The 24,731-nt window shown below is 71.3% G+C and carries 22 protein-coding genes; 12 read left to right on the top strand and 10 right to left on the bottom strand.

What is annotated here, in order from left to right:
- Positions 1 to 596 precede the first annotated feature (596 nt).
- The 6 genes from ACIQVL_RS01735 (at position 597) to ACIQVL_RS01710 (ending at position 6,110) form a co-directional block, all read left to right on the top strand.
- Positions 597 to 1,445: a TraR/DksA family transcriptional regulator gene (locus ACIQVL_RS01735; protein WP_403431369.1), complete on the top strand. Its 849-nt coding sequence runs from the start codon at positions 597 to 599 to the stop codon at positions 1,443 to 1,445.
- Positions 1,446 to 1,512: 67 nt separating this feature from the next.
- Positions 1,513 to 2,127 (top strand): signal peptidase II, encoded by a 615-nt coding sequence (gene lspA, locus ACIQVL_RS01730; protein WP_403431371.1) that lies wholly within the window; start codon positions 1,513 to 1,515, stop codon positions 2,125 to 2,127.
- A gap of 69 nt (positions 2,128 to 2,196) precedes the next feature.
- Positions 2,197 to 3,141 carry an RluA family pseudouridine synthase gene (locus tag ACIQVL_RS01725; RefSeq protein ID WP_403431374.1) on the top strand — a complete coding sequence of 315 codons (945 nt, stop codon included), beginning with the start codon at positions 2,197 to 2,199 and terminating at the stop codon, positions 3,139 to 3,141.
- Positions 3,138 to 3,608 (top strand): GNAT family N-acetyltransferase, encoded by a 471-nt coding sequence (locus ACIQVL_RS01720; protein ID WP_403431377.1) that lies wholly within the window; start codon positions 3,138 to 3,140, stop codon positions 3,606 to 3,608. Before ACIQVL_RS01725 ends, ACIQVL_RS01720 begins: the two co-directional genes overlap by 4 nt.
- A gap of 56 nt (positions 3,609 to 3,664) precedes the next feature.
- Entirely contained in the window at positions 3,665 to 5,251 is a 1,587-nt protein-coding gene (locus tag ACIQVL_RS01715) for a Na+/H+ antiporter (RefSeq protein ID WP_403431379.1), read from the top strand.
- Positions 5,252 to 5,369: 118 nt separating this feature from the next.
- Complete coding sequence (locus tag ACIQVL_RS01710; RefSeq protein WP_403473991.1) at positions 5,370 to 6,110, top strand: SDR family NAD(P)-dependent oxidoreductase; 741 nt, start codon at positions 5,370 to 5,372, stop codon at positions 6,108 to 6,110.
- An 8-nt stretch (positions 6,111 to 6,118) separates the two neighbouring features.
- Here ACIQVL_RS01710 and ACIQVL_RS01705 read toward each other — a convergent pair whose 3' ends face one another.
- On the bottom strand, positions 6,119 to 7,231 hold the full coding sequence (locus tag ACIQVL_RS01705; protein ID WP_403431450.1) for a mechanosensitive ion channel family protein: 1,113 nt from the start codon (positions 7,229 to 7,231) through the stop codon (positions 6,119 to 6,121).
- Between the two features lie 101 nt (positions 7,232 to 7,332).
- Here ACIQVL_RS01705 and ACIQVL_RS01700 point away from each other — a divergent pair, with 101 nt between their 5' ends.
- On the top strand, positions 7,333 to 7,902 hold the full coding sequence (locus tag ACIQVL_RS01700) for a dienelactone hydrolase family protein (protein WP_403431383.1): 570 nt from the start codon (positions 7,333 to 7,335) through the stop codon (positions 7,900 to 7,902).
- 90 nt (positions 7,903 to 7,992) lie between these two features.
- On the opposite strand, the gene ACIQVL_RS01695 is transcribed toward ACIQVL_RS01700, so the two are convergent.
- The 5 genes from ACIQVL_RS01695 to ACIQVL_RS01675 form a co-directional block, all read right to left on the bottom strand.
- Positions 7,993 to 8,343, bottom strand: coding sequence for a hypothetical protein (locus tag ACIQVL_RS01695; RefSeq protein WP_403431385.1), 351 nt, complete (start codon positions 8,341 to 8,343; stop codon positions 7,993 to 7,995).
- Between the two features lie 122 nt (positions 8,344 to 8,465).
- A complete protein-coding gene (locus ACIQVL_RS01690) occupies positions 8,466 to 10,127 on the bottom strand; it encodes an alkaline phosphatase D family protein (RefSeq protein ID WP_403473990.1) in 1,662 nt (553 codons plus the stop codon).
- A gap of 107 nt (positions 10,128 to 10,234) precedes the next feature.
- Positions 10,235 to 11,044 (bottom strand): thioredoxin domain-containing protein, encoded by an 810-nt coding sequence (locus ACIQVL_RS01685; protein ID WP_403431390.1) that lies wholly within the window; start codon positions 11,042 to 11,044, stop codon positions 10,235 to 10,237.
- Between the two features lie 118 nt (positions 11,045 to 11,162).
- Complete coding sequence (locus tag ACIQVL_RS01680) at positions 11,163 to 11,855, bottom strand: hypothetical protein (RefSeq protein ID WP_403431392.1); 693 nt, start codon at positions 11,853 to 11,855, stop codon at positions 11,163 to 11,165.
- 67 nt (positions 11,856 to 11,922) lie between these two features.
- The gene (locus ACIQVL_RS01675) at positions 11,923 to 13,296 is read right to left on the bottom strand and encodes a DUF2252 domain-containing protein (protein ID WP_403473988.1); all 1,374 of its coding nucleotides are present in this window, start codon (positions 13,294 to 13,296) and stop codon (positions 11,923 to 11,925) included.
- A 276-nt stretch (positions 13,297 to 13,572) separates the two neighbouring features.
- Here ACIQVL_RS01675 and dnaE point away from each other — a divergent pair, with 276 nt between their 5' ends.
- Positions 13,573 to 17,112, top strand: a complete 3,540-nt coding sequence (gene dnaE, locus ACIQVL_RS01670; protein ID WP_403431396.1) for a DNA polymerase III subunit alpha — start codon at positions 13,573 to 13,575, stop codon at positions 17,110 to 17,112.
- 116 nt (positions 17,113 to 17,228) lie between these two features.
- Here the strand turns inward: dnaE and ACIQVL_RS01665 are convergent, their stop codons facing one another.
- Positions 17,229 to 17,408: a hypothetical protein gene (locus ACIQVL_RS01665; RefSeq protein WP_366358059.1), complete on the bottom strand. Its 180-nt coding sequence runs from the start codon at positions 17,406 to 17,408 to the stop codon at positions 17,229 to 17,231.
- A gap of 220 nt (positions 17,409 to 17,628) precedes the next feature.
- On the opposite strand from ACIQVL_RS01665, the gene ACIQVL_RS01660 reads away from it, so the two are divergent.
- From ACIQVL_RS01660 to ACIQVL_RS01645, 4 genes are all read left to right on the top strand, one after another.
- On the top strand, positions 17,629 to 18,864 hold the full coding sequence (locus tag ACIQVL_RS01660) for an NYN domain-containing protein (RefSeq protein WP_403431399.1): 1,236 nt from the start codon (positions 17,629 to 17,631) through the stop codon (positions 18,862 to 18,864).
- 215 nt (positions 18,865 to 19,079) lie between these two features.
- Positions 19,080 to 20,054, top strand: coding sequence for an ABC transporter ATP-binding protein (locus ACIQVL_RS01655; RefSeq protein ID WP_403473987.1), 975 nt, complete (start codon positions 19,080 to 19,082; stop codon positions 20,052 to 20,054).
- A 100-nt stretch (positions 20,055 to 20,154) separates the two neighbouring features.
- Positions 20,155 to 20,982, top strand: a complete 828-nt coding sequence (locus tag ACIQVL_RS01650; protein ID WP_403431404.1) for an ABC transporter permease — start codon at positions 20,155 to 20,157, stop codon at positions 20,980 to 20,982.
- A gap of 34 nt (positions 20,983 to 21,016) precedes the next feature.
- Entirely contained in the window at positions 21,017 to 21,673 is a 657-nt protein-coding gene (locus ACIQVL_RS01645; RefSeq protein ID WP_403431406.1) for an AAA family ATPase, read from the top strand.
- A gap of 667 nt (positions 21,674 to 22,340) precedes the next feature.
- On the opposite strand, the gene ybaK is transcribed toward ACIQVL_RS01645, so the two are convergent.
- From ybaK to ACIQVL_RS01630, 3 genes are read right to left on the bottom strand one after another with little or no spacing between them, the layout of a single operon-like run.
- Complete coding sequence (gene ybaK, locus ACIQVL_RS01640; RefSeq protein WP_403473986.1) at positions 22,341 to 22,847, bottom strand: Cys-tRNA(Pro) deacylase; 507 nt, start codon at positions 22,845 to 22,847, stop codon at positions 22,341 to 22,343.
- A gap of 15 nt (positions 22,848 to 22,862) precedes the next feature.
- Entirely contained in the window at positions 22,863 to 23,603 is a 741-nt protein-coding gene (locus tag ACIQVL_RS01635) for an LON peptidase substrate-binding domain-containing protein (protein WP_403473984.1), read from the bottom strand.
- A gap of 11 nt (positions 23,604 to 23,614) precedes the next feature.
- A complete protein-coding gene (locus ACIQVL_RS01630; RefSeq protein WP_403473982.1) occupies positions 23,615 to 24,667 on the bottom strand; it encodes a hypothetical protein in 1,053 nt (350 codons plus the stop codon).
- Positions 24,668 to 24,731: the final 64 nt, after the last annotated feature.

Raw genomic sequence — 24,731 nt, 5'->3', positions numbered from 1 at the left:
TCCAACGGACTTGCTGCCTTCCGTCGGAGGGACGAGAGCCTTGTCCTGCCTACGCCGTGTGCGGCGCGCTCCCGCGGTACCACCCTCCTTGGCCCTCCGGACGCCGTGCGCGCCGGTGAGCCCCCTCATTGGGGTCGCGAAGCCGGCTCTACCGACCCTTGCAGGGCTTTCTACTGCAGGGCTTTCTTCCGGCGGCTCCGGGGTGATCTTCACGTCGCGCTCGCCCCCGGGCTTCCACCGTCCCCGGGTCGCTCTGGGCTGCGTACGCCGCTACTCGTCCCCATCCACGCTTCTCGCTCCGCCCAGTGTACGGCGCCGCACGGACAGCGGCCGACCCGTTTTCCGGACGCCGCCCGGGCAGGGCGGCCCACCTGCCGAGATGACCCGAATGGCGTGGTACGCGTGTTCGCATCCTGGGATGTCCGGCTCGGCGGATTACCGCGCGGGGAGCTGGGCACAACGCATGCATACCTGCTGCGTGGGGGGTGCGGGGCAGGCGGATCGGGCGGCGTGCCCCGTTGCCGCGGGACTCAAGTCGATTTATCGTCCCAGCACGGTTCGCGTGCAAGATCACAATATGTGAAGGGGCTGCGGCCATGGTGGCGAAGAAGACCGCCGTACAGCAGCCGGCGTCCGGCCGGTCCAGGGGTGCGGCCGCCTCCGGCGGCGACCCCGAGGGGGGCCACGGCAAGCAGGGCACGCACGCGACAGCGGCGGCTCCTTCCAGGAAAGCGCCGGGTGAAAAGGCCTCCGCCGGGAGAGAGGCCGCGAAGAAGTCGCCCGTGAGCGGGACGGCCGCGAAGAAGGCCGTCGCGAAGAAGGCCGACGGGGCGAAGTCGGCGAAGGCGGAGAAGAGCGCGTCCAGGACCGTGGCGACGAAGACCGCGGCGACGAAGAGCACGGCCAAGAAGAGCACGGCCAAGAAAGCGGGCGCGGCGCGGGCCGCGAAGCAGACGGGAGCCACGACGGTGGTTGCGAAGAAGACTCCTGGCACGGCCGCGGCGGCGGACACCGCCGTCCCCAAGGCACGGATCGCCACGGCGGCTCCGGGCGAACTCGCGGTGCGTCCCGGCGAGGACCCGTGGACGCCGGAGGAGGTCGAGGAGGCGCGCACCGAGCTGACGGCCGAGGCGATGCGGCTGCGCGCCGAGCTCGACGCGTCCGAGAGCGCCCTGGCCGGGCTGATGCGGGACTCCGGGGACGGCGCGGGTGACGACCAGGCCGACACCGGCACCAAGAACATCACCCGCGAGCACGAACTGGCGCTGGCCGCCAACGCGCGCGAGATGCTCGAACAGACCGAGCGCGCCCTGCAGAAGCTCGACGCGGGCACCTACGGCCTCTGCGAGAACTGCGGGAACGCCATCGGGAAGGCCCGGATGCAGGCCTTCCCGAGGGCCACCCTGTGCGTGGAGTGCAAGCAGAAGCAGGAACGCCGCTACTGAGCATCGGGGTCCCGTGGGGTGTGCCGTAGTCTCGTCCCGAGGCAGGCACCTAGGTTGAGGGACTCACGTGGCAGAGGCGGAACGCATCATCGGTACGCCGGGCACCCCGGACGACGGCGGCGAGCGGACGGCGGCGCCCGGTGCGTCCGACGCGTCCGGTGCGGATCAGCAGTCCACCGCGGACCTGCGGCCCGGCCGCGGGCGCCGGATCGCCGTGCTGTTCGCGGTGGCCGCCTTCGCGTACGCCCTCGACCTGGTCAGCAAGATGATCGTGGTCGCGAAGCTGGAGCACCACGCCCCGATCGAGGTCGTCGGCGACTGGCTGGAGTTCCACGCGATCCGCAACCCGGGCGCTGCCTTCGGATTCGGCGGCGCCTTCACGATCATCTTCACCCTGATCGCGGCGGCCGTGATCGTCGTGATCTTCCGGCTGGCGCGCAAGCTGTACAGCTTCCCCTGGGCGGTCGCGCTCGGCCTGCTGCTCGGCGGCGCACTCGGCAACCTCACCGACCGGATCTTCCGCTCGCCGGGGATCTTCGAGGGCCAGGTCGTCGACTTCATCGCGCCCAAGGACTTCGCCGTGTTCAACCTGGCCGACTCGGCGATCGTCTGCGGCGGCATCCTGATCGTGCTGCTCTCCTTCCGCGGCCTGGACCCGGACGGGACCGTCCACAAGGACTGACGCGGGGGCGGCAGGCGCCCGCAGGGGCTTGCGTACGGGGCTGTCGGCGCTGTCCGGCATACTCGACGGGTGAGCACGATTCCCGAGATCCGAACCCTGCCCGTGCCCGACGGCCTGGAGGGCGAGCGCGTCGACGCCGCCATCTCCCGGATGTTCGGCTTCTCCCGCACCAAGGCGGCCGAGCTGGCCGCGGCGGGCAAGGTCCAGGTCGACGGCTCGGTGGTCGGCAAGTCCGAGCGGGTGCACGGCGGGGCCTGGCTGGAGGTCGAGATGCCGGGGGCGCCCGCGCCCGTGGAGATCGTCGCGGAGCCCGTCGAGGGCATGGAGATCGTGCACGACGACGATGACGTGGTCGTCATCGTCAAGCCGGTCGGCGTGGCCGCGCACCCCTCGCCGGGCTGGACCGGCCCGACCGTGATCGGTGGGCTCGCCGCCGCCGGCTACCGCATCTCCACCTCCGGCGCCGCCGAGCGCCAGGGCATCGTGCACCGCCTCGACGTCGGCACGTCGGGCCTGATGGTGGTCGCCAAGTCGGAGCGGGCGTACACGTCGCTGAAGCGCCAGTTCAAGGAGCGCACGGTCGACAAGCGCTATCACACGCTGGTGCAGGGCCACCCCGACCCGACCAGCGGCACCATCGACGCCCCGATCGGCCGCCACCCGCAGCACGACTACAAGTGGGCGGTCACGGCCGACGGCAAGGACTCCGTGACCCACTACGACCTCATCGAGGCCTTCCGCGCGGCCTCCCTGCTCGACGTGAAGCTGGAGACCGGCCGCACCCACCAGATCCGCGTCCACATGGCCGCGCACCGCCACCCCTGCGTGGGCGACCTCACCTACGGCGCGGACCCGACGCTCGCCAAGCGGCTGCGCCTGACCCGCCAGTGGCTGCACGCCGTCCGCCTCGGTTTCGAGCACCCCGGGGACGGTGAGTGGGTCGAGTTCGCCAGCGACTACCCGGCCGACCTGCAGCAGGCGCTCGACCAGGTCCGCGAGGAGACGTACGGATGAGTACGCGCGCGTACGCGGTCCGCGTCGCCGAGGACCCGCTCGACCTGGAGGCGTGTTTCGCGGTGCGCAAGCAGGTCTTCGTGGTGGAGCAGGGCGTTCCCGAGGACCTGGAGTACGACGCGTACGACTCCGTCGCGGTGCACGTCCTGGCGGTCCGCGAGGACGGCGCACCCCTCGGCACCGGCCGGCTGCTGTACGGCGAGCGGGCCGCGGCCAAGACCGGCGGTGACCTTTCCCTCGGCTCCCTGGGCCGGCTCGCGGTCGCCGAGGAGGCCCGCGGCCTCGGCATCGGCGTCGCCCTGGTCCGGGCCATCGAGGAGGCCGCACGCGCGCGTGGCCTGACCGCGGTGGACCTGCACGCGCAGACCCACGCGCTGGGCTTCTACGAGCGGCTGGGCTACGAGCCGTACGGCCGGGAGTACGAGGAGGCGGGCATCCCGCACCGGGGGATGCGCCGGGTTCTGTAGCCGGCATGGCACGCTGGAGGCCCGCTGTGTGATCGTCTACACCCGGAGCGCTGGCCGTGGATCAGTTGGCCCTGTTGTTCGTGCTGCTGCTCGGGGCCCTCGTGAGCGTTCCGGTGGGGGACCGGTTCGGCCTGCCGGCGCCCGTGCTGATGACGTTGTTCGGGATCGTCCTCGCGGTCGTCGACTTCGTGCCGAACGTGAACATCCCGCCCGAGCTGATCCTGCCCGGCCTGCTGCCGCCGCTGCTCTACGCCGCCGTACGGCGGACCTCCTGGCGGCAGTTCGCGGCCAACAGACGGCCGATCTTCCTGCTCGCCGTGGCCCTGGTCTTCGTCACCACGCTGTGCGTGGCCGTCGTCGCCAACGCCGTCGTGCCCGGACTGCCGATCGCGGCCGCGATCGCGCTGGGCGCGCTGGTCGCCCCGCCCGACCCGGTCGCCGCGACCGCCGTCGCCGGACAGCTCGGGCTGCCGCGCCGGCTGGTGTCGATCCTGGAGGGCGAGGGACTCTTCAACGACGTCACGGCCATCGTGCTCTACCACGTGGCCATCGCGGCCGTGGTCAGCCACACCTTCTCCCCGTGGCGGGCCGGGCTGGACTTCCTGCTGTCCGCCGTGGTCGCGGTCGTCGTGGGGCTGGTGCTCGGCTGGGGCGCGAACAAGCTGATGGACGTGCTCGGCGACGCGACCCTGCAGATCGGGCTGACCCTGCTCGTCCCGTACGCGTCCTACGTCCTCGCCGAGGAACTGCACGGCTCCGGGGTGCTCGCCGTACTCACCACCGCGCTGTTCCTCGCGGAGCACGCGGTGGGCGCCGACGACGTGATGACCCGGCTCGTCGGATACACCTTCTGGGACATCGTCGACACGCTCGTCACCGGTGTCGCGTTCGGGCTGATCGGCCTGGAGCTGCACAACGCGATCCGCACGGCGTCCGGCCGCTGGGGCGAGCTGCTCGGCTGGGCGGCCGCGGTCGTGGGCGTGGTGGTCGTGGTGCGGCTGGTCTGGCTGCTGCCGGCGACCTGGCTGACGAAGCGGCTGCACGCCCGGCGGGACTACGACGAGGAGATCCCGACCAGCTGGCGGGAGACCATCGTGATGTGGTGGTCCGGGATGCGCGGGGTGGCGTCGGTGGCGCTGGCCCTGGCCATCCCCCTGAAGACGGACGACGGCTCCGCCTTCCCGGACCGCGACGAGATCGTCTTCATCGCCTTCGGCGTGATCATGGCGACGCTGGTCCTCCAGGGGCTGACCCTGCCGTGGCTGGTGAAACGGCTGGGGGTACGGGCCGACACCGACCGCGAGAAGGAGATCGAGAAGGAGCTGGCGGTACGGGCGGCGAAGGCGGCACGGCGGCGCCTGAAGGAGATCGAGCAGGTCGAGGAGTTGCCGGAGGACGTGACGGAGCAGATGCTGCGGCGGGCCTTCGAGATCGGGTTCCGGATCAGCCCCGACGTCGTGGAGGACGAGCGGCGGGAGGGCCACGACCGGCGCATGCGGCGGCTGAAGCGGTTGCGGCGGATCCAGCAGGAGATGCTGAGCGCGGCCCGGCACGAGGTGCTGGCGGCGCGCAGCGAGCCGGGGGCGGATCCGGAGATCGTGGACCGGGTGCTGCGGCACCTGGACGTCCGCAGCCTGCGCTGAGCGCTTCGCGCCGGGGGCCGTCGTTCGGACGCGGCGCTGTACAGCGGCAGTAATACAAGCACATGGCGGCTGTGGACAGTCACAGGCGCCGTCGGCTCCGCCCTCGTAGTCTCGGATCATGGCTCGGAACATTGTGATCAGTGGTGGAGGAACCGGGATCGGGCTCGCCGCGGCGCGGGTGTTCGCCGGGGACGGGGACCGGGTGCTGCTGCTCGGGCGGCGCAGAGAGGTGCTGGAGAAGGCGGGGGTGCCCGGGGCGGAGGTGTACGCCGCCGATCTGGCCGAACCCGAACAGGTGCGTGCCCTCGCACGGTTCGTCGCCGACGAGTTCGGGACCGTGGACGTGCTCGTCCACAGCGCCGGCGGGAACGCGGCCCTCGCCCCGGACGCGGGGACCGGCGACCCGCTCGACGCCGCCGCCCGCGTCTGGACCGGCAACTTCCGGCAGAACACGCTGACCGCGGTGCTGCTCACGGAGGCGCTGAAGGACCGGCTCGCCGATCCCGGCGGCCGGGTGCTGTTCATCAGTTCCATAGCGGCCTTCCGGGGCTCGGGGAGCGGGTCCTACGCCGCCTCCAAGGCGGCCCTGCACCCCTACGCCCACGACCTGGCCCGGGAGCTCGGCCCCCGCGGGGTCACCGTGAACGTGGTCGCGCCCGGGTACGTCGAGGACACCGACTTCTTCGGCGGTCCGGTGGCCGAGGCCCGGCGGGAGCAGCTCGTCGCCGAGACGTCGACCGGGCGGGCCGGCACACCCGGCGACGTCGCCGCCACCGTGCACTGGCTGGCCTCCCCGGCCGCCGGGCACGTCACCTCGCAGGTCGTCCAGGTCAACGGCGGCGCCGAACGCGGCCACTGAACGAGGCCTCAGCCGCGACCGGTGCGGGGCGGCTCGTGCAGGCGCCGGTTGGCCGTGGCCCCGTCCTGGGAGGGGATGATCCCGCTGGGCGGCAGGACCGCGTCGGCCGTGTTGACCCGGGGCAGGGCGTACGGGTGCTCCGCGCACAGCCAGGTGATCATCTGCTCGCGGACGGTCACCCGGACCGTCCAGATGTCGTCCGCGTCCTTGGCGGTCACCAGCGCCCGCACCTGCATGGTGTTCGGCGTCGAGTCGGTGACCACCAGGCCGTAGGAGCGCCCGTCCCAGGCCGCGCACCCGCGCAGGATGTCCTGGAGCTTGTCCCGCATGGCCTCGACCGGCGCCGAGTGGTCGAGGTGCCAGTAGACGATCCCGGTCATCTGGGGGGTGCCCCGCGACCAGTTCTCGAAGGGTTTGGAGGTGAAGTACGACACCGGCATGGTGATCCGCCGCTCGTCCCAGGTCCGTACCGTCAGAAAGGTCAGGGTGATCTCCTCGACCGTGCCCCACTCGCCGTCGACCACGACCGTGTCACCGAGGCGCACCATGTCGCCGAAGGCGATCTGCAGCCCGGCGAACATGTTCGCCAGGGTGGACTGGGCGGCCACACCGGCGACGATGCCGAGGATGCCGGCGGACGCCAGCAGCGAGGCGCCGGCCGCGCGCATCGCCGGGAAGGTCAGCAGCATCGCCGCCACGGCCACCACGCCGACGACCGCCGTCACCACCCGCATGATCAGCGACACCTGGGTGCGCACCCGGCGGACCCGGGCCGCGTCGGTGTGGCCGCGGGCGTAGCGGGTGTACGACGTGTCGACGACCGCCGCCGCGATCCGCACCACCAGCCAGGCGGCCGACCCGATCAGCACCAGGGTCAGGATCTGGCCGACGGCGACCCGGTGCTCCAGGATCAGCTCGGCCTGGCCGTAGGAGCCTCTGAGCAGGGCCGCGCACAACACCAGCTGATAGGGGATGCGGCCGCGCCGCAGCAGGCCCCACAGGGGTGTCTCGCTGTGCCGGGCGTCGGCCTTGCGCAGCAGCAGGTCGGTCGCCCAGCCGATCAGCAGGGTGAGGACGACGGCGCCGCCGACCACGATCAGCGGGCGGAGTACGTTCTCCATCTCCATGGATCCGAACGTAACCGCTCCGACGGGATCCTGAACATGCCGTTCGAGGAGAAGGGGGTGACAGGCGTCACGCGGCAGGCTGGCACCATGGGTTCATGAACATCATGCTCTTTCACTCGACCTATGGGCTCAGGCCCGCGGTGCGCGAGGCCGCGGACCGGCTGCGTGCCGCCGGGCACGTGGTGTGGACGCCGGACCTCTTCGAGGGCCGCACGTTCGAGACGGTCGAGGAGGGCATGGAGTTCAACGAGTCGATCGGCAAGGACGAGCTGCTGAAGCGGGCCGTGCTGGCGGCGGCGCCGTACTCGGAGCGCGGGCTGGTGTACGCGGGGTTCTCGCTGGGGGCCTCGATCGCGCAGACGCTGGCGCTGGGCGACGAGCGGGCGCGGGGGCTGCTGCTCCTGCACGGCACGTCGGACATCGCGCCCAGCGCCTCGGTGGACGAGCTGCCGGTGCAGCTGCACGTGGCCGAGCCGGACGCCTTCGAGACGGACGACTGGCTGAGCGCCTGGTACCTGCAGATGGGCCGGGTCGGCGCCGATGTGGAGATCTACCGGTACCCGGGGGCCGGTCACCTCTACACCGACCCCGGTCTGCCGGACTACGACGAGGAGGCCGCCGAGGCCACCTGGCGGGTGGCGCTCGGCTTCCTCGACACGCTGTGACCGGCCTCGGCCGCTTGTTCGCATGAAGTCACGACCGGGGCCGGTCCGTCAGGCATGTCTACCGGTGTTGCGGTGTGCCGGAGGCCTCACTCAGCCGGGGAAGCACTCCTTGGGCGGGTTCACCAGCGACGCGAAGTGCCCGGACCACACCCAGGCCGTCGGCTGGGAGTCGTAGATCCGGAACCACCGTTCGCCCGACGGGGTCTTGGTGGTCGAGCACTGGATCCGCTCGACCGTCTTGAACGCGTCCACGCGGTACCGGGTCGACGAGGAGGTGGGCTGGGAGTAGATGGGAGCCCCGTGGGTGTCCAGCACGGTCAGGTTGACGAATGCCGGTGCCGCCGATGCCTCCTGCGCCTGAGCGACGGTCGCGAGACCGGCGAGGGCCATGGTGGCTATGAGTACCGCGGACTTCTTCATGGCACGCTGGGGGGTGGCCATTTGTCTCCAATCGTGATCGGTTTCTGACGGGCCGCCTGGGTGATGGTCCGTCAACTTGATCACGCTACCAAGGGGTTACCGAACAGGCGATCTATTTATTGACGGGTGGCCTCCCGCCGGAGCTACACCGGGTCGTACGTCCGCTCCACCTTCTGTGTGCCCGTGCGGGTGCGGTACGACCGCTCCCAGGACGAGGTGGCGTCGGCCTTCGTCTTGTCGGAGAGGACGTAGTAGTCCATCTGCGCCCGCGCGGCCGTGATGTCCAGGACGCCGTAGCCGTGGCGGTCGGTGTCCACCCAGTGCACGTGGCGGTTGGCCAGCTGGATGACCGGGGCGGCGACGGTGGAGACGACACCGGGGGAGACCTTGAGGATGTCGTCGAGGTTGTCGGAGGTCACCGAGGTGACGACGAACTCGGTGGCGGCGGAGGCGGACAGCGGGTAGGTCCCGGCGTCCACGGGCACGTCGTTGGCCCAGGCCATGTGGATGTCGCCGGTGAGGAACACCGTGTTGCCGATCGCGTTGGAGCGCAGGTGGGCCAGCAGCTCGCGGCGGTCGTCGGTGTAGCCGTCCCACTGGTCGGTGTTGAGGGCGAGGCCGTCCTGGGGCAGGCCGAGCAGCTTGGCGAGCGGCTTGAACAGGTCGGCGGAGAGCGCGCCGATGGCGAACGGCGAGATCATCACCGAGTTGCCGACCAGCCGCCAGATGGTGTCGGAGGCCTTCAGACCGGCCTTGAGCCAGTCGAGCTGGGCGCGGCCGGTGATGGTGCGGTCCGGGTCGTCGACCGAGCCGCTGCCCGTGGACACCTGCTGGGAGCGGAAGGAGCGCAGGTCGAGCAGGGAGAGGTCGGCGAGCCTGCCGAAACGCAGCCGGCGGTAGGTGGTGCCGGCGATGGCCGGGCGGACCGGCATCCACTCGAAGTAGGCCTGCTTGGCGGCGGCCTGACGGGCCGTCCAGGTGCCTTCGGTGCCTTCGGTGTGGTTCTCGGCACCGCCGGACCAGGAGTCGTTGGCGAACTCGTGGTCGTCCCAGATGGCGATGACCGGCGCCTTGGCGTGCAGGGCCTGCAGGTCGGTGTCGGTCTTGTACTTGCCGTGCCGTATGCGGTAGTCGGCGAGGGTGATGATCTCGTGGGTGGGCGCGTGCTGCCGGACCACGGTGTCGCGGGTGCCGTACTCGCCGGTGCCGTACTCGTAGATGTAGTCGCCGAGGTGCAGCCAGGCGTCGAGGTCGCTCCGCGCGGCCAGGTGCCGGTAGGAGGCGAAGTAGCCGGCCTCCCAGTTGGCGCAGGAGACCACGCCGAAGCGCAGGCCGGAGACAGTGGCGTCGGCGGCGGGCGCGGTGCGGGTGCGCGCCGCCGGGGAGTCCGTGCCGCCGGCCGAGAAGCGGAACCAGTAGTCGGTGGCCGGGGCGAGGCCGCGTATGTCGGCCTTGACGGTGTGGTCGGAGGCGGCGGTCGCGGTGGTGGAACCCTTGGAGACGACGTTCGTCAGCGCCTTGTCGGTGGCGACCACCCAGCTGACCTCGGTGTCCGGGCCGATCCCGGAACCCGGCGTCGCGTCGGCGGTCGGCGTCACCCGTGTCCACAGCAGGATGCCGTCGGGCAGCGGGTCGCCGGAGGCGACGCCGTGCAGGAAGGCGGGCGCGTCCGAGGCGGCGCGGGCCGGCAGTGCGGCGGCCAGCGGTGCAGCCAGGACAGCGGTCGCCGCCGCGGCCTTGACGACCGTACGGCGGCGGGGCGTAAGCGAGTTGGAGCCGTCGTCGGCTCGGAATCGACTGGTCACGAGGGATCAGGTTACTGACCGGTATGAAAAGGAGCGGGCGAACCGGTGAAAGTTCGCCCGCTCTTCTTCTCGTGGTCGGCGGCCGAGGCTCGCGGCCGGTCTTCGGGTCAGGCCTTGAGGGCCGCGCCCACCACACTGTTGAAGTCGGCCACCGTCAGGAGCGGGGAGCCGCCGTTGAGCTGCTTGCCGTCCATGACGAAGCCGGGCGTGCCGGTCACGCCGTCCTTGTTGTCGTCGAACTGCTTCGACATGGCCATCGCCCAGGCGTCGTAGGTGCCCTTCTTGACGGCGTCCTGGAACTTCGTGTTGTCCTTCAGCGCCGGCACGGTCTGGGCGACCTTGATGAGGTAGCTGTCGTCCTTGAACTTGTCGGTCGTCTCGTCCGGGTGCCACTTCGTCGAGTACAGCGCGGTCTTGTAGTCGAGGAAGGCCTGGTCGCTGACGTTCAGCGCCGCGCCCAGCGCGCTGAGCGCGTTCTTGGAGCCCTCGCCGTTGTCCTTGTTGTCGATGAACGTGGCGCCGACGTACTGGAACTTGAACTCGCCGTCGTCGATGTCCTTCTTGAAGGTGGCACCGACGGTCTGCTCGAACTGGGCGCACACCGGGCAGCGCGGGTCCTCGTAGACCTTGAGGGTCTTCTTGGCCGTGGACTTGCCGATGACGACGGTGGTGCCGTCGGTGCCCGTGGTGTTGGCCGGGGCGACGACCTTCTCGTCCTTCACGGCCTCCCAGTGGCCGGGCTTGTTGGCCTGGACGACGGCGTAGCCTATGCCGCCCGCCGCGGCCAGCACGGCCACGACCGAGCAGGCCACGATGAGCTGCCGCCTGACCTTGGCGCGCTTGGCCTGCTTCTCGCGCTCGGCGCGCAGCCGCTCCCGGGCCGCGTTCTTGGCAGCTGCGCTGTTCCGCTTGCTCATGTTGGTGATCTCCATAGGGGACGCGCACATGTCGTACGCGGGATACGTGTGGGGAACTCGTCGTACTCGGAGTGTTCGAAGTACTCGGACGAGGGGCGTGCCCGGGTGGGCGGGGCGCTCAGGCGAAGGGCAGGGCGAGCGCCCCGGAGCACGGCGGTCCGCGCCGTCCCAGGGAGTGCGCGAGGAGCAGGTCGCGGACGGCGGCAGGACGCGGTGCCGGGCGCGGCAGCCGCCGTACCGGGGCCGGCCGGACCGTGCCCGCGGCGGCCGCGAGGAGCAGCGGGCGGAAGGTGGTGGCGGCGACGGCGCGCACCAGCTGGGTCAGGGCACGCTCGCCGCGGCGCAGCCAGGCGGCGGCGAGCAGGCCGACACCGACGTGCGCGGCGAGCAGCAGCCAGGCGGCGGTCGGATCGGCCTGCGTGAGGGCCGCGGCGGCCCGGGAGCCGCCGGTCATCCGGGCCAGCGGGGTACCGACCGTGCCGCCGTGGCACAGCACGTCGAAGCCGACCGCGCGCAGCGGGCCCGCGATGGGGCCGCCCGCCCGGCCGTAACAGGCGTGCTGGCCGGTGGTGAAGACCGTGTCGGCGGCCAGCTCCAGCGGGACCAGCAGGGCCGCGATCCGGCCGAAACCGCGCTCGCGGCCCGCCAGCGCGTACGCCGTGCCGAACACGCCGGCGGCGACCGCGGCCACCGTCGTGAACGGCAGCGGGGCCCGGGACAGCAGCACGTGCGACGCGGTGCTGAGCGTCACGACGAAAGCCGTGAACAGCGCCGCGCGCACGGCTCTGAGCTGGGTCCCGGATATGTCCATAGCGGTGGAGAGTCTGTCACGTACTCATGTAGGGGACCCCTAAAAGGGCCCTGAGAATCGGCGAAGGTTACAGCCCTGGAATGCGGCCGTTGCGGAAGAGGTCGACGAAGATCTGGTGGTCGGCACGCGCGCGTGCGCCGTAGCTGTGCGCGAACTCGGTGAGCAGGCCGGCGAAACCGTCCTCGTCCGCCGCGATCGCCGCGTCGATGGCCCGCTCGGTGGAGAACGGCACCAGGGACTCGCCGGAGGTGTCGTCGGCCGCCGAGTGCATCGACGCCGTGGCCCGGCCGAGGTCCGCGACCACCGCGGCGATCTCCTCCGGGTCGTCGATGTCGCTCCAGTCCAGGTCCACCGCGTACGGCGACACCTCGGCGACCAGCTGACCCGCGCCGTCCAGCTCGGTCCAGCCCAGCCACGGGTCGGCGTGCGCCTGCAGGGCGCGCTGCGAGATCACCGTGCGATGGCCCTCGTGCCGGAAGTAGTCCCGGATCACCGGGTCCGTGACGTGCCGGGAGACGGCCGGGGTCTGGGCCTGCTTGATGTAGATCACCACGTCGTTCTCCAGGGCGTCCGTGGCGCCCTCCAGGAGGATGTTGTACGACGGCAGGCCGGCCGAGCCGATGCCGATCCCGCGGCGGCCCACGACGTCCTTCACGCGGTAGGAGTCCGGGCGGGAGAGGGACGACTCGGGGAGCGTCTCCAGGTAGCCGTCGAAGGCGGCGAGGACCTTGTACCGGGTGGCGGCGTCCAGCTCGATGGAGCCGCCGCCGGAGGCGAAGCGGCGCTCGAAGTCGCGGATCTCCGTCATCGAGTCCAGCAGCTCGAAACGGGTCAGCGAGCGGGCCGCGCGCAGCGCGCCGAGCAGCGGGCCCTCGGCGCTGTCCAGGGTGAACGGCGGCACCTCGTCGCTCTTCGCGCCCGTCGCCAGCGCGTGGATGCGCTCGCGATAGGCGTCCGCGTACACCTCGACCAGCTCGGTGATCTGCTCGTCGCTGAGCGCCTTCGCGTATCCGATCAGCGCGACGGAGGCGGCGAAGCGCTTCAGGTCCCAGGTGAACGGGCCGACGTAGGCCTCGTCGAAGTCGTTGACGTTGAAGACCAGGCGGCCGTTGGAGTCCATGTACGTGCCGAAGTTCTCCGCGTGCAGGTCGCCGTGGATCCACACGCGCGAGGTGCGCTCGTCCAGGTACGGCCCGGTGTATATCCGCCCGCCGCCCGGTGCGGACGTCCTCCCGCCGCCCTGCCCTGCGGTCTCGGCGTCCAGGTCGTGGTAGAAGAGCGCGGCCGTGCCCCGGTAGAAGGCGAAGGCCGAGGCCGCCATCTTCCGGAACTTCACGCGGAACGCGGCCGGGTCGGCGGCCAGGAGCTCGCCGAAGGCGGTGTCGAAGACGGCGAGGATCTCCTCGCCGCGCTGCTCGCCGTTGAGCGTGGGGACCGACATCGCTGGGTGCCTCCTGGTGCGTGTGGTGCCTGACATGTGGCGCGGATCTCTCGCCCGGACCAACGTGCGAAGGTCCCCGGGAGTGCCCGCTTTCTCGGCACGAAGGTACGCGGGGCAGGCCGCCGGGTGTCAGTGCCGAGGCATAGGATTCCGCTGTCCCACCAGACTGTCCGCAGCCGGTCGGAAGATCGTCGACGCCTGCCCACCCGTCGCCCGACCACCGCCCCTCAACGAGGCGCTTCGCGCCGCACCTGCTTGATTTCGGAGGCCGAAACCGTGTCAAAGCCGCCCTTCACGCACCTGCACGTCCACACCCAGTACTCGCTGCTGGACGGTGCCGCGCGGCTCAAGGACATGTTCAACGCCTGCAACGAGATGGGCATGACGCACATCGCCATGTCCGACCACGGCAACCTGCACGGGGCGTACGACTTCTTCCACACGGCGAAGAAGGCCGGGGTCACCCCGATCATCGGGATCGAGGCGTACGTCGCCCCCGAGTCCCGGCGCAACAAGCGCAAGATCCAGTGGGGCCAGCCGCACCAGAAGCGGGACGACGTCTCCGGTTCCGGCGGTTACACCCACAAGACGATGTGGGCCGTGAACAGCACCGGCCTGCACAACCTCTTCCGGCTCTCCTCGGACGCGTACGCCGAGGGCTGGCTGCAGAAGTGGCCCCGGATGGACAAGGAGACGATCTCCCAGTGGTCCGAAGGGATCGTGGCCTCCACCGGCTGCCCCTCCGGCGAGCTCCAGACCCGGCTGCGCCTCGGGCAGTACGACGAGGCCCTGAAGGCGGCCGCCGACTACCAGGACATCTTCGGCAAGGACCGCTACTTCCTGGAGCTGATGGACCACGGCATCGAGATCGAGCACCGGGTCCGCGACGGCCTCCTGGAGATCGGCAAGAAGCTCGGCATCCCGCCGCTGGTGACGAACGACTCGCACTACACGTACGCGCACGAGGCGACCGCCCACGACGCCCTGCTGTGCATCCAGACCGGCAAGAACCTCTCCGACCCGGACCGCTTCAAGTTCGACGGCACCGGCTACTACCTGAAGTCCACGGACGAGATGTACGCCGTCGACTCCTCGGACGCCTGGCAGGAGGGGTGCGCCAACACGCTCCTGGTCGCCGAGATGGTCGACACCACCGGCATGTTCGAGGCCAAGAACCTCATGCCGAAGTTCGACATCCCCGACGGCTTCACCGAGGTCACCTGGTTCAAGGAGGAGGTCCGCCGGGGCATGGAGCGCCGCTTCCCCGGCGGCATCCCGGACGATCGCCAGAAGCAGGTCGAGTACGAGCTGGACGTCATCATCCAGATGGGGTTCCCGGGCTACTTCCTCGTGGTCGCCGACTTCATCATGTGGGCCAAGAACAACGGCATCGCGGTCGGCCCCGGCCGAGGCTCCGCGGCCGGCTCGATCGTCGCCTACGCCATGGGCATCACCGACCTCGACCCGATCCCGCACGGCCTGATCTTCGAGCGGTTCCTCAACCCCGAGCGCGTCTCCATGCCCGACGTCGACATCGACTTCGACGAGCGTCGGCGCGTCGAGGTGATCAGGTACGTGACCGAGAAGTACGGCGCCGACAAGGTCGCCATGATCGGCACCTACGGCAAGATCAAGGCGAAGAACGCCATCAAGGACTCCGCGCGCGTGCTGGGCTACCCGTACGCGATGGGCGACCGCCTCACCAAGGCCATGCCCGCCGACGTCCTCGGCAAGGGCATCGACCTCGACGGCATCACCAACCCCTCGCACCCCCGGTACAACGAGGCCGGCGAGATCCGCGGGATGTACGAGAACGAGCCGGACGTCAAGAAGGTCATCGACACCGCGAAGGGCGTCGAGGGCCTGGTCCGGCAGATGGGTGTGCACGCGGCCGGCGTGATCATGTCCAGTGAGCCCATCGTGGACCACGCCCCGATCTGGGTGCGGCACACCGACGGCGTGACCATCACGCAGTGGGACTACCCGCAGTGCGAGTCGCTCGGCCTGCTGAAGATGGACTTCCTCGGCCTGCGCAACCTGACGATCATGGACGACGCCGTCAAGATGGTGAAGTCCAACAAGGGCATCGACCTCGACCTGCTGGCCCTGCCGCTCGACGACCCGAAGACCTTCGAACTCCTCCAGCGCGGCGACACCCTGGGCGTCTTCCAGTTCGACGGCGGCCCCATGCGCTCCCTGCTGCGCCTGATGAAGCCCGACAACTTCGAAGACATTTCCGCCGTGTCGGCCCTCTACCGTCCGGGCCCGATGGGCATGGACTCGCACACCAACTACGCGCTCCGCAAGAACAAGCTCCAGGAGATCACCCCGATCCACAAGGAGCTGGAGGAGCCCCTGGAAGAGGTCCTGGCCGTCACCTACGGCCTGATCGTCTACCAGGAGCAGGTCCAGAAGGCCGCCCAGATCATCGCCGGGTACTCGCTCGGCGAGGCCGACATCCTGCGCCGCGTGATGGGCAAGAAGAAGCCCGACGAGCTGGCGAAGAACTTCGTCCTCTTCCAGAAGGGCGCCCGCGACAAGGGCTTCAGCGACGAGGCCATCCAGGCCCTGTGGGACGTGCTGGTCCCGTTCGCCGGCTACGCCTTCAACAAGGCGCACTCCGCCGCGTACGGACTCGTCTCGTACTGGACCGCCTATCTCAAGGCGAACCACCCCGCCGAGTACATGGCCGGGCTGCTCACCTCGGTCAAGGACGACAAGGACAAGTCGGCCGTCTACCTGAACGAGTGCCGGCGCATGGGCATCAAGGTGCTGCCGCCGAACGTCAACGAGTCGGTGCACAACTTCGCCGCGCAGGGCGACGACGTGATCCTCTTCGGCCTCGAAGCCGTCCGCAACGTCGGCACGAACGTGGTCGAGTCGATCATCAGGAGCCGCAAGGCCAAGGGCAAGTACAACTCCTTCCCCGACTACCTCGACAAGGTCGAGGCGGTCGCCTGCAACAAGCGCACCACGGAGTCCCTGATCAAGGCGGGCGCCTTCGACGCCCTGGGACACACCCGCAAGGGCCTCACCGCGCACTTCGACTCGATGATCGACAACGTGGTCGCGGTCAAGCGCAAGGAGGCCGAGGGCCAGTTCGACCTCTTCGGCGGAATGGGCGAGGAGGAGAGCAACGAGCCCGGCTTCGGCCTGGACGTCGAGTTCACCACCGAGGAGTGGGACAAGACCTACCTGCTCGCCCAGGAGCGGGAGATGCTCGGTCTGTACGTCTCCGACCACCCCCTCTTCGGCCTGGAGCACGTGCTCTCCGACAAGGCCGACGCGGGCATCGCCCAGCTCACCGGCGGCGAGCACGCGGACGGCGCGGTGGTCACCATCGGCGGGATCATCTCCGGTCTCCAGCGCAAGATGACCAAGCAGGGCAACGCCTGGGCGATCGCCACCGTGGAGGACCTCGCGGGCTCCATCGAGTGCATGTTCTTCCCGGCGAGCTACCAGCTCATCTCGACCCAACTCATCGAGGACGCGGTGGTGTTCGTCAAGGGCCGCCTCGACAAGCGTGAGGACGTGCCCCGGCTGGTGGGAATGGAGCTGACCGTCCCGGACCTCTCCAACGCCGGCACCAACGCCCCCGTGATCCTCACCATCCCCGCCACCCGGGTCACGCCGCCGATGGTCAGCCGCCTCGGCGAGATCCTCAGCCACCACAGGGGCGACAGCGAGGTCCGGATCAAGCTCCAGGGCCCGACCAAGACGACCGTGCTGCGCCTGGACCGGCACCGGGTGAAGCCGGACCCGGCGCTCTTCGGCGACCTCAAGGTGCTGCTCGGCCCGTCCTGCCTGGCCGGATAGGCCCCGGCTCCCGGCCCGCCGCCGGCCGCCGCACAGGCGGAAGGGGCGCACCCGCAACGGGTGCGCCCCTCCTGTGTGCCTGGGCTTCAACAGCCCGGGGGGACCTGGTCGGTCGCTCAGTTGTGACCGAAGCTCTTCTGCTTCTTGCGAGCGACGTCCGCCGGGCTGCCCTGGATGTGCGACACCGGCGAGTCCTGGGACTCGCCCGACGTACGCTGCCCGTGCTGCTCGTGGGTCTGCTCGCTCTGCGGGGTGCGGTTCTGGGAGCCACCCTTGCGGTTCTTGTTCTTGGCCATGGTGATCTGCCTCCTGTGGGGGATCTAGGGGCCGAATTCAGATTCACATAGGCTGACAACGGACGCATTTCGGATAATTACCGTCTGTAACAGGGCTTGTCGGAGAGCAAGGTCCCGAAACGCCACGCCGAAGATCGAGTTCGGGCCGTTAACCCCCGCGTGGTCGGGCAGACTCGAAGGAAGCCCCGAAAGCAAACCTCCCGGAAAGAGGGTGAGTCGCGTGGACCGCTGCATCGTCCTGGTGGACGCCGGGTATCTGCTGGGTGCCGCCGCCAGTCTCCTCGCCGGTGAGCCCTCCCGATCCCGCATCACCGTCGACCACGCCGCGCTGATCCAGGCCTTGCGCGACCGCGCGGAGTCCGACACCGAGCGTCCACTGCTGCGCATCTACTGGTTCGACGGCGCCCCCGACCGTGTCCCCCAGCCGGAACACCGCCGGCTGCGTGTGATGCCCCGGGTGACCGTCCGGCTCGGCGCGCTGACCCGCAGCGACGGGCGCTGGGCGCAGAAGGGCGTGGACGCGGCCATGCACGCCGAGCTGACCGAGCTGGCCAGGAACAGGGCCTGCTCCGACGTCGTCCTCGTGACCGGCGACGGGGACCTGCTGCCGGGCATGATGGCCGCCAAGGAGCACGGGGTCGCCGTACACCTGTGGGCCGTGCAGGCCGCCGACGGCGACTACAACCAGTCCGAGGACCTGGTCGCCGAGGCCGACGAGCGGCGGGTGCTGGACCGGGCGTGGATCACCCAGGCGGTACGGGCCAAGGAGCTGACCGCGGTCTGCGCGCCGCCCCCGGTGCCGCGGCCGGAGATCGCCGCGATCCTCTCGGCGCCGCTGCCCGAGTCGTCGCTGGCGGCGGCTCCCGAGCCGGGGACCGAGGACGTGGAGCGGGCGCCCGCGGCGAGCGTCGTGGAGAACGGGGCGCAGGAGCGGGTGCCGGCGCCGAAGGGGGTGCCGACGCCCAAGGACCTCGCGGCGCTGCGGGCGCCGGGCGCGCAGCCGGTCCAGTCGCCGGTCCAGCAGGCGGCGACCACGGCCACCCTGCGGTGGTCCTCCGACAAGGGGTGGGTGGACCGGCCGGGGGTCGCGGCGGAGCCGGCGGAGGCGGCCTCCATGCCGACGCTGGCGCAGCTGACCACCGCGGAGCAGCGGTGGGCCGACCGGGAGGAGGACATCACGACCGTCGGCGGGGATCCGTACGAGGTCGGGCAGGTGTTCGCCCGGCGGTGGATGTCGCGGCTCGGGGACCAGAGCCATCTGCACAAGCTGTCCGGGATGTACCCGCGGATTCCGCACCGGATCGACGGGGAGCTGTTGCGGTACGCGGCGCGGTTCGGGCTGCTGGCGCACAAGGACGACCAGATCGACGAGCATGACCGGTACGCCATTCGGGCGGGGTTCTGGAGAGAGTTCGACGTGCCGGCGGGGGCCGGGGAGCATGCGTCCGCCGAGTGACGGAGGGTGACTTCGGCTGCGGACCGGTGGGGGCCTGTCGCGCAGTTCCTCCCCCAGCCTTCGGCCGGGGGACCCCCAGCGCCCCTTTCAGGGGCGCTGCTCTCACGGAGTCGGGAAGCGAGGCGCCCCAAAGGCGAGTAAACGGGGGCGACCCCGTAGTCTCGTCCCTTGTGAGTACGGGCGTGGGTCGGGCACTGCGGCGGCAGGGTGATGTCGTGTGTGCCGTGCGTGGGCTGACCAAGACCTACGCCGCGGTCAAAGGGCGGCGTGGTGCTCCCGCCGTGCCCGAGGTGCGGGCCACCGACGCGGTGGAGCTCGACGTCCGGCGCGGGGAGATCTTCGGGCTGCTCGGGCCGAACGGGGCCGGCAAGTCGACGCTCGTACGGCAGCTCACCGGGCTGCTGCGGCCCGACGCGGGCAGTGTCGAGATCCTCGGGCACGACATCGTGCGGCACCCGGAGCGGGCCGCGCGGATCCTCGCCTACCTCGGGCAGGAGTCCAGCGCCCTCGACGAGCTGACCGTGTCCCTCGCGGCCGAGACCACCGGGCGGCTGCGCGGACTGGACGCGCGCGAGGCGCGGCGCGAGCGCGACGCCGTGCTGGAGGAGCTGGGCCTGACGCCGATCGCCGGGCGGGCGCTCAAGAAGCTCTCCGGCGGACAGCGGCGGCTCGCCTGCTTCGCCGCCGCGCTGGTCGGGGAGCGGCCCCTGCTGGTGCTCGACGAACCGACCACCGGGATGGACCCCGTGGCCCGGCGGGCCGTGTGGGCCGCCGTGGACCGGCGGCGGGCCGAACACGGCGCCACCGTGGTGCTCGTCACCCACAACGTCATCGAGGCCGAGACGGTCCTCGACCGGGTCGCCGTCCTCGACCAGGGGCGGGTCATCGCCTGCGACACCCCCGCCGGGCTCAAGGAGCGGGTCGCCGGCGAGGTACGGGTCGAGCTGGTGTGGCGGGAACGGGCGCCGCTGGAGGTCCCCGAGGTGGCTGTCCTGCGGGAACGCGCCGTCGAGTCCGGCCGGCGCTGGACACTGCGGCTCGCGCCCGAGGAGGCGCGAGCCGTCGTCGCCACGGTGACCGGCGGGGCCGCCTTCGCCGCCCTCGACGACTTCACCCTCGCCACGCCCAGCCTGGAGGACGTCTACCTGGCGCTGGGCGGCGCCGCACGGCAGGGGCTGGTGAAGGCGTGACGGCGGACGTGAGGGTGAACAGGACGGCGGCCGGGCGCGTACGGAAAGACGCGGCAGCGGTACGGGCCGCAGGTGCCGCACGGAAAGGGAGCAGCGCGACGTGAGTGTCGTACCCGCTGAGGTTCTGCCGGGCGGTGCCCTGGCCGTGGAGGAGACCGCGCCGGGCGGCCCGGCGGCCGAGCTGGGCCCGCGGGCGCGGCTGTGGCCGTCGCTGGTGGCCGTCTACCGCGCGCAGCTGTCCCGGGCCCGGGTGGCACGGATCCCGCTGCTGTTCGTCGCGACCTTCCAGTCCGTCGGCATCATGATCATGATGCGCGGGGTGGTGGACTCGCGGGGCGAGGCCCAGTCCGTGGTGGCGGGCTCGTCGGTGGTCGTCGTCGCCTACGTGGCGCTGAACCTGCTGGCGCAGTACTTCGGGCAGCTGCGGGCGAGCGGCGGGCTCGACCACTACGCCACGCTGCCCGTACCGCCGGCCTCCGTGGTGCTCGGGGCGGCCGCGGCGTACGCCTCCTTCACCGTGCCGGGGACGCTGGTCACGGCCGTCTTCGGGTGCGTGCTGTTCGGGCTGCCGCTCGGGAACCTGTGGATCCTCGTCGCGGTGATCCCGCTCGCCGGGGCCGCCCTGGCGGGGCTGGGCGCGGCCTGCGGGCTGCTCGCGCCCCGTCCCGAACTCGCCACCCTGCTCGGGCAGCTGGGCATGTCGGCGGCGCTGCTGCTCGGTGTGCTGCCGCCGGACCGGATGCCGGGGATCATCCAGTTCGCGCGCGACCTGCTGCCGTCGACGTACGGTGTCGAGGCCTACGCCCGGACCTTCGGGGCGCGGCCGGACTGGGCCGTCGTCCTCGCTGACCTGGGGGTGTGCGCCGGGGTGGGGGTCGTCTCGCTGGCCGTCGCCACCTGGGCGTACCGCAGGGCCGCCGTCCGGTGACGCGCCCCACAGGCCGACCTGGCACGATGGCATCGTGACCGCACCGTTGACGCCGCCTCCGCCGCCGCACGACCAGTCCCCGCATCAGGCCTGGCAGGCTCCGCCGCCCGCCGGGGAGGGCGCGGGGGAGTACGGACAGGACGGTCCAGGGATGAAGACCGAGCTGCGGGAAGGCGCCGTGATCGCCGTCGCGGTGGCGGTGAGCGGGGTGCTGCTCGGGCTGCTGTGGCTGTGGCTGGCGCCGCATGTGCCGCTGGTGGGGGACCAGTCCGGCAAGAACTGGGCGGTCTACCTCAAGGACAGCGAGGGGGAGCAGGCGGCCGGGGTGGACGGGACGTTCACGCTGCTGGCACTCGCCTTCGGGGTCGTGAGCGCGGTGGCGGTGTTCGTGTGGCGGCGGCGCGGGGGTGTGCCGCTGGTGGTGGCGCTGGGGGTCGGGGGGCTGCTGGCGTCGGTGCTGGCCTGGCGGCTCGGGATGTGGCTGGGGCCGGAGTCGGACGTGATCGCCCATGCGAAGGCCGTGGGCAAGGGGGTGACGTTCTCGGCGCCGCTGAAGCTCGGGGCGAAGGGGGCGTTGCTGGCGTGGTCCTTGTCGGCGCTGGTGGTGCATCTGGGGCTGACGGCGCTGTTCGGTCCGCGGGACCCGGAGCCCCCGTACGAGGACGGCCCGTACGCCGCTCCACCGGCGTAGCTTTTCCCGCCCCCGCCGCACCTACCCGTCCCGTCCACGTCCCGTCCTCCAGGGGGTGGGCCCCCTTCGACCGCCCGCTCCGGGGGCTGCCGCCCCCGGACCCCCGCATCGGCCCGAAAGGCCTCGTCCTCAAACGCCGGACGGGCTGCGAGGTGGTGGCCGTCGGTCGTCGTTCTCGGACGGGTGGGGGTTGTGGTGTGGTGCAGGGCGGCCTTGTCCTCAATCGCCGCGCGGGGTGTGATGTGGTGGCGGTCGGCCTGTGTTCTCGGATGGCGGGCGGGCTGGGATGCGGTGGGCGTCGGTCGTCGTCCTCGGTCTGTGGTGCAGGGCGGCCTTGTCCTCAATCGCCGCGCGGGGTGTGATGCGGTGGCGGACGGTCGGTGCTCGTTCTTGGGCCTGTGTTCGGTGACTGGGAAGCGGGGGCGGGGCAGCGGAGTCAGGGGCGCGGGGAACTGCGCGGTCGGCCCCTGACGGCCTGTAGTCGACGTGATGCCTGGAGGTGCAGGGGCACGGGAACCCCGTAAGGCTCCGCGGCCCGCGCCCCCACTCGCCTAGGCCGGACGGCGACCGTGGTTCGAGCGGGCCTTCTTCAGGCGCCACTTTCTTTTCCGTGTCTTCTTCGACATGTCCTCCGTACTTAACCCAGTACGGAGGGTTCGTCGAGAGGTCACGCACGCCCGATGGGGGCCAGGGTCGCGTTCGTGAGGGTCGCCAGGGCGGTCGGGGCGAGTTCCACCTCCAGGCCCCGGCGGCCCGCCGAGACGCAGATCGTGGCGTGGGCCGAGGCCGAGGCGTCCAGGACCGTGGGGAGTTTCCTGCGCTGGCCCAGCGGGGAGATGCCGCCGCGGACGTAGCCCGTCGTGCGCTCGGCCAGGGCCGGGTCCGCCATCGCCGCCCGCTTGCCGCCGACCGCCGTGGCCAGTGCCTTGAGGTCCAGGCTGCCGGCCACCGGGACGACCGCGACCGTGAGCGCGCCGTCGACGTCCGCGACCAGGGTCTTGAAGACGCGGTCGGGGGACACGCCCATCGCCTCCGCCGCCTCCTCGCCGTAGGACGGGTGGGCGGGGTCGTGGTCGTAGGAGTGGACCGTGAAATCCACGCCGGCGGTGGTCAGGGCCACCGTCGCCGGGGTGCCTCCGCCACCGGACTGCTGCTTCTTCGAGTTCTTCGGCATTCAGGAGACCCCGGCTCAGTTCAGGCTCGTCGGCGTCCGCGTCAGATCCGCCGCGGGCAGTGACGGCAGGTTACGGATGATCGCCGTCTCGGAGCGAAGGAGTTTCAGCTCGTCGCGGAGGCGGGACGCCGTGTCGGGGGCCTGGAGGAGGCGCTGCTTGGTGGGGGTGTCGTGCATCATCGCGGCGGCGACCAGGTAGGAGACGACCGACGGTTCGTCGGGGAGGTCGACCCCCGTGGACAGGGAGCGTTCGCGGGCGCCCGCCAGGCGCTTCTGGTACTGGCGGAAGGCCCGCAGGACGCCCTCGGCCAGCGCGCCGGCCTCGTCGCCCTGCTCCTCCGTCAGCTCCTCCAGCTCGGCCGTGAGGAACGGGCCCGACGCGTCGACGGAGAGCAGCCGCACCCGGTTCGTGCCCGTCGCCAGCACCTCGAACGTGCCGTTCGCCCGCTCCCGGATCGTCGCCGCGTCCGCCACGCAGCCCACCCGGTGGAAGGACTTGAGGGGGTCGGGTCCGAAGCCGGCCGCCGGGCCCCGGTCGGGCTGCGCCGTCGGGTCCGGCATGCCCGGCGCGCTCGGTGCCACCTCGTGGCCGTCGCGGATCGCCACGACGGCGAACCGGCGCGGTTCTTCCTCGGGTGTCTTCAGCAGGTCGCGCATCATGGCGCGGTAGCGCTCCTCGAAGACGTTCAGCGGCAGCACGAGCCCCGGGAACAGCACCGAGTTCAGCGGGAAGAGGGGGAGACGGACGGTGGTCACGGCGCCACAGCCTAGTGGTCATCGGCGGGAACATGTCCGCCGTGCTCGGCCCGTGGGCGCCCCGCGGCCCTCGGCGAGGGGATCAGCACGGCCTCGGGGAGCGGTTCCGTACCGGACAGCAGGTGGGTGCGCAGGCGTACGAAATGGCCCAGCGGGTCGTCGGAGAGCCGGCCCCAGGGGAAGGACGTGACGTACGGGCCGATCAGGTCCAGCTGGGTGCGGGCGGCCTCCCAGCGTTCCAGGTGGACCAGCAGGTACATCAGCTTGTTGCGGATCTCGGCCGGCCAGGTGTCGGCCGCCGGGAACCGCGCGGAGAGCGCGATCGCGCGGTCGGCCGCCGCGTCCAGCCGGGCCCGCGGCACCTCGGGTCCGCAGCCGTCGGTGAGGTAGGCGAAGGCGGCGCGGGCGGGCAGGGCCTGGACCAGGGAGTCGGCCGGAGCGTCCTGGGCGGCCAGGTCGGCGAAGTCGAAGCACTCGCCGTGCGAGCCGTGCCAGTACGTGCCCAGGTAGCGCAGCGCCGCCACATGGCAGCCGTGGTGGTGCGGGGCGCGGCGGACGGCCGCCTCCCACAGCTCCTCGAAGTACCGGTGGCCGGCGTTCGTGCCGCGGGCGTGGTCGAGGGCGATCCGCCACGGCACCGGGTCCCGGTCGTCGCCGCGTGCGGCAGCCGTGATCAGTGGGCTGAGCGGGCGCAGGAGCTCCGCGCGGGCGGGCGAGTCCCAGGCCTGGTCCACCGCGAGCTGGGCCTGGACCAGCAGCAGGTCCGGGTCGTGCGGGGCGGCCGCGGCCCACTGGCCGAGCCACTCGGCGCGGGAGCGGGCGAAGAGGGCGAGCCGGTGCACGTACCGGTCGCGTTCCTCCCACTCGGCCGTGTCCCGGGTGCCGGCCAGCAGCTTCGCGGCCGCCTCGTGCTCGCCCCGGCCGGCCGCGACCAGCGCGGGGGCGAGCCGGTCGTCGGGCGCGTCGAGGAACACCTCGTCGTCGGCCGGGAGCGGTCCGGAGGCGAGAGGCGGGACGTTCGTTGCCCTCCGTGCGGAACGGAAGAGCGCGCGCAGCGAAGCCATGGCGTTGACCATTGAAAGTCCGCAGGTCGGGGCAGCGCCAGACGTTATGGCCAACTCCACGAAA

Source organism: Streptomyces sp. NPDC090499 (genome assembly GCF_044769305.1).
GTDB lineage: Bacteria > Actinomycetota > Actinomycetes > Streptomycetales > Streptomycetaceae > Streptomyces.
Note: the sequence above shows the minus strand (reverse complement) of the source record. Positions and strands in the feature narration are given on the sequence as shown.

What these genes read in the sequence shown, in the direction of transcription:
- ACIQVL_RS01735 (WP_403431369.1), top strand. Translation starts at nt 597, where the DNA reads ATGGTGGCGAAGAAGACCGCCGTACAGCAGCCGGCGTCCGGCCGGTCC.
- ACIQVL_RS01720 (WP_403431377.1), top strand. Translation starts at nt 3,138, where the DNA reads ATGAGTACGCGCGCGTACGCGGTCCGCGTCGCCGAGGACCCGCTCGAC.
- ACIQVL_RS01710 (WP_403473991.1), top strand. Translation starts at nt 5,370, where the DNA reads ATGGCTCGGAACATTGTGATCAGTGGTGGAGGAACCGGGATCGGGCTC.
- ACIQVL_RS01705 (WP_403431450.1), bottom strand. Translation starts at nt 7,231, where the DNA reads ATGGAGAACGTACTCCGCCCGCTGATCGTGGTCGGCGGCGCCGTCGTC.
- ACIQVL_RS01700 (WP_403431383.1), top strand. Translation starts at nt 7,333, where the DNA reads ATGAACATCATGCTCTTTCACTCGACCTATGGGCTCAGGCCCGCGGTG.
- ACIQVL_RS01695 (WP_403431385.1), bottom strand. Translation starts at nt 8,343, where the DNA reads ATGGCCACCCCCCAGCGTGCCATGAAGAAGTCCGCGGTACTCATAGCC.
- ACIQVL_RS01685 (WP_403431390.1), bottom strand. Translation starts at nt 11,044, where the DNA reads ATGAGCAAGCGGAACAGCGCAGCTGCCAAGAACGCGGCCCGGGAGCGG.
- ACIQVL_RS01680 (WP_403431392.1), bottom strand. Translation starts at nt 11,855, where the DNA reads ATGGACATATCCGGGACCCAGCTCAGAGCCGTGCGCGCGGCGCTGTTC.
- ACIQVL_RS01675 (WP_403473988.1), bottom strand. Translation starts at nt 13,296, where the DNA reads ATGTCGGTCCCCACGCTCAACGGCGAGCAGCGCGGCGAGGAGATCCTC.
- ACIQVL_RS01665 (WP_366358059.1), bottom strand. Translation starts at nt 17,408, where the DNA reads ATGGCCAAGAACAAGAACCGCAAGGGTGGCTCCCAGAACCGCACCCCG.
- ybaK (WP_403473986.1), bottom strand. Translation starts at nt 22,847, where the DNA reads ATGCCGAAGAACTCGAAGAAGCAGCAGTCCGGTGGCGGAGGCACCCCG.
- ACIQVL_RS01630 (WP_403473982.1), bottom strand. Translation starts at nt 24,667, where the DNA reads ATGGCTTCGCTGCGCGCGCTCTTCCGTTCCGCACGGAGGGCAACGAAC.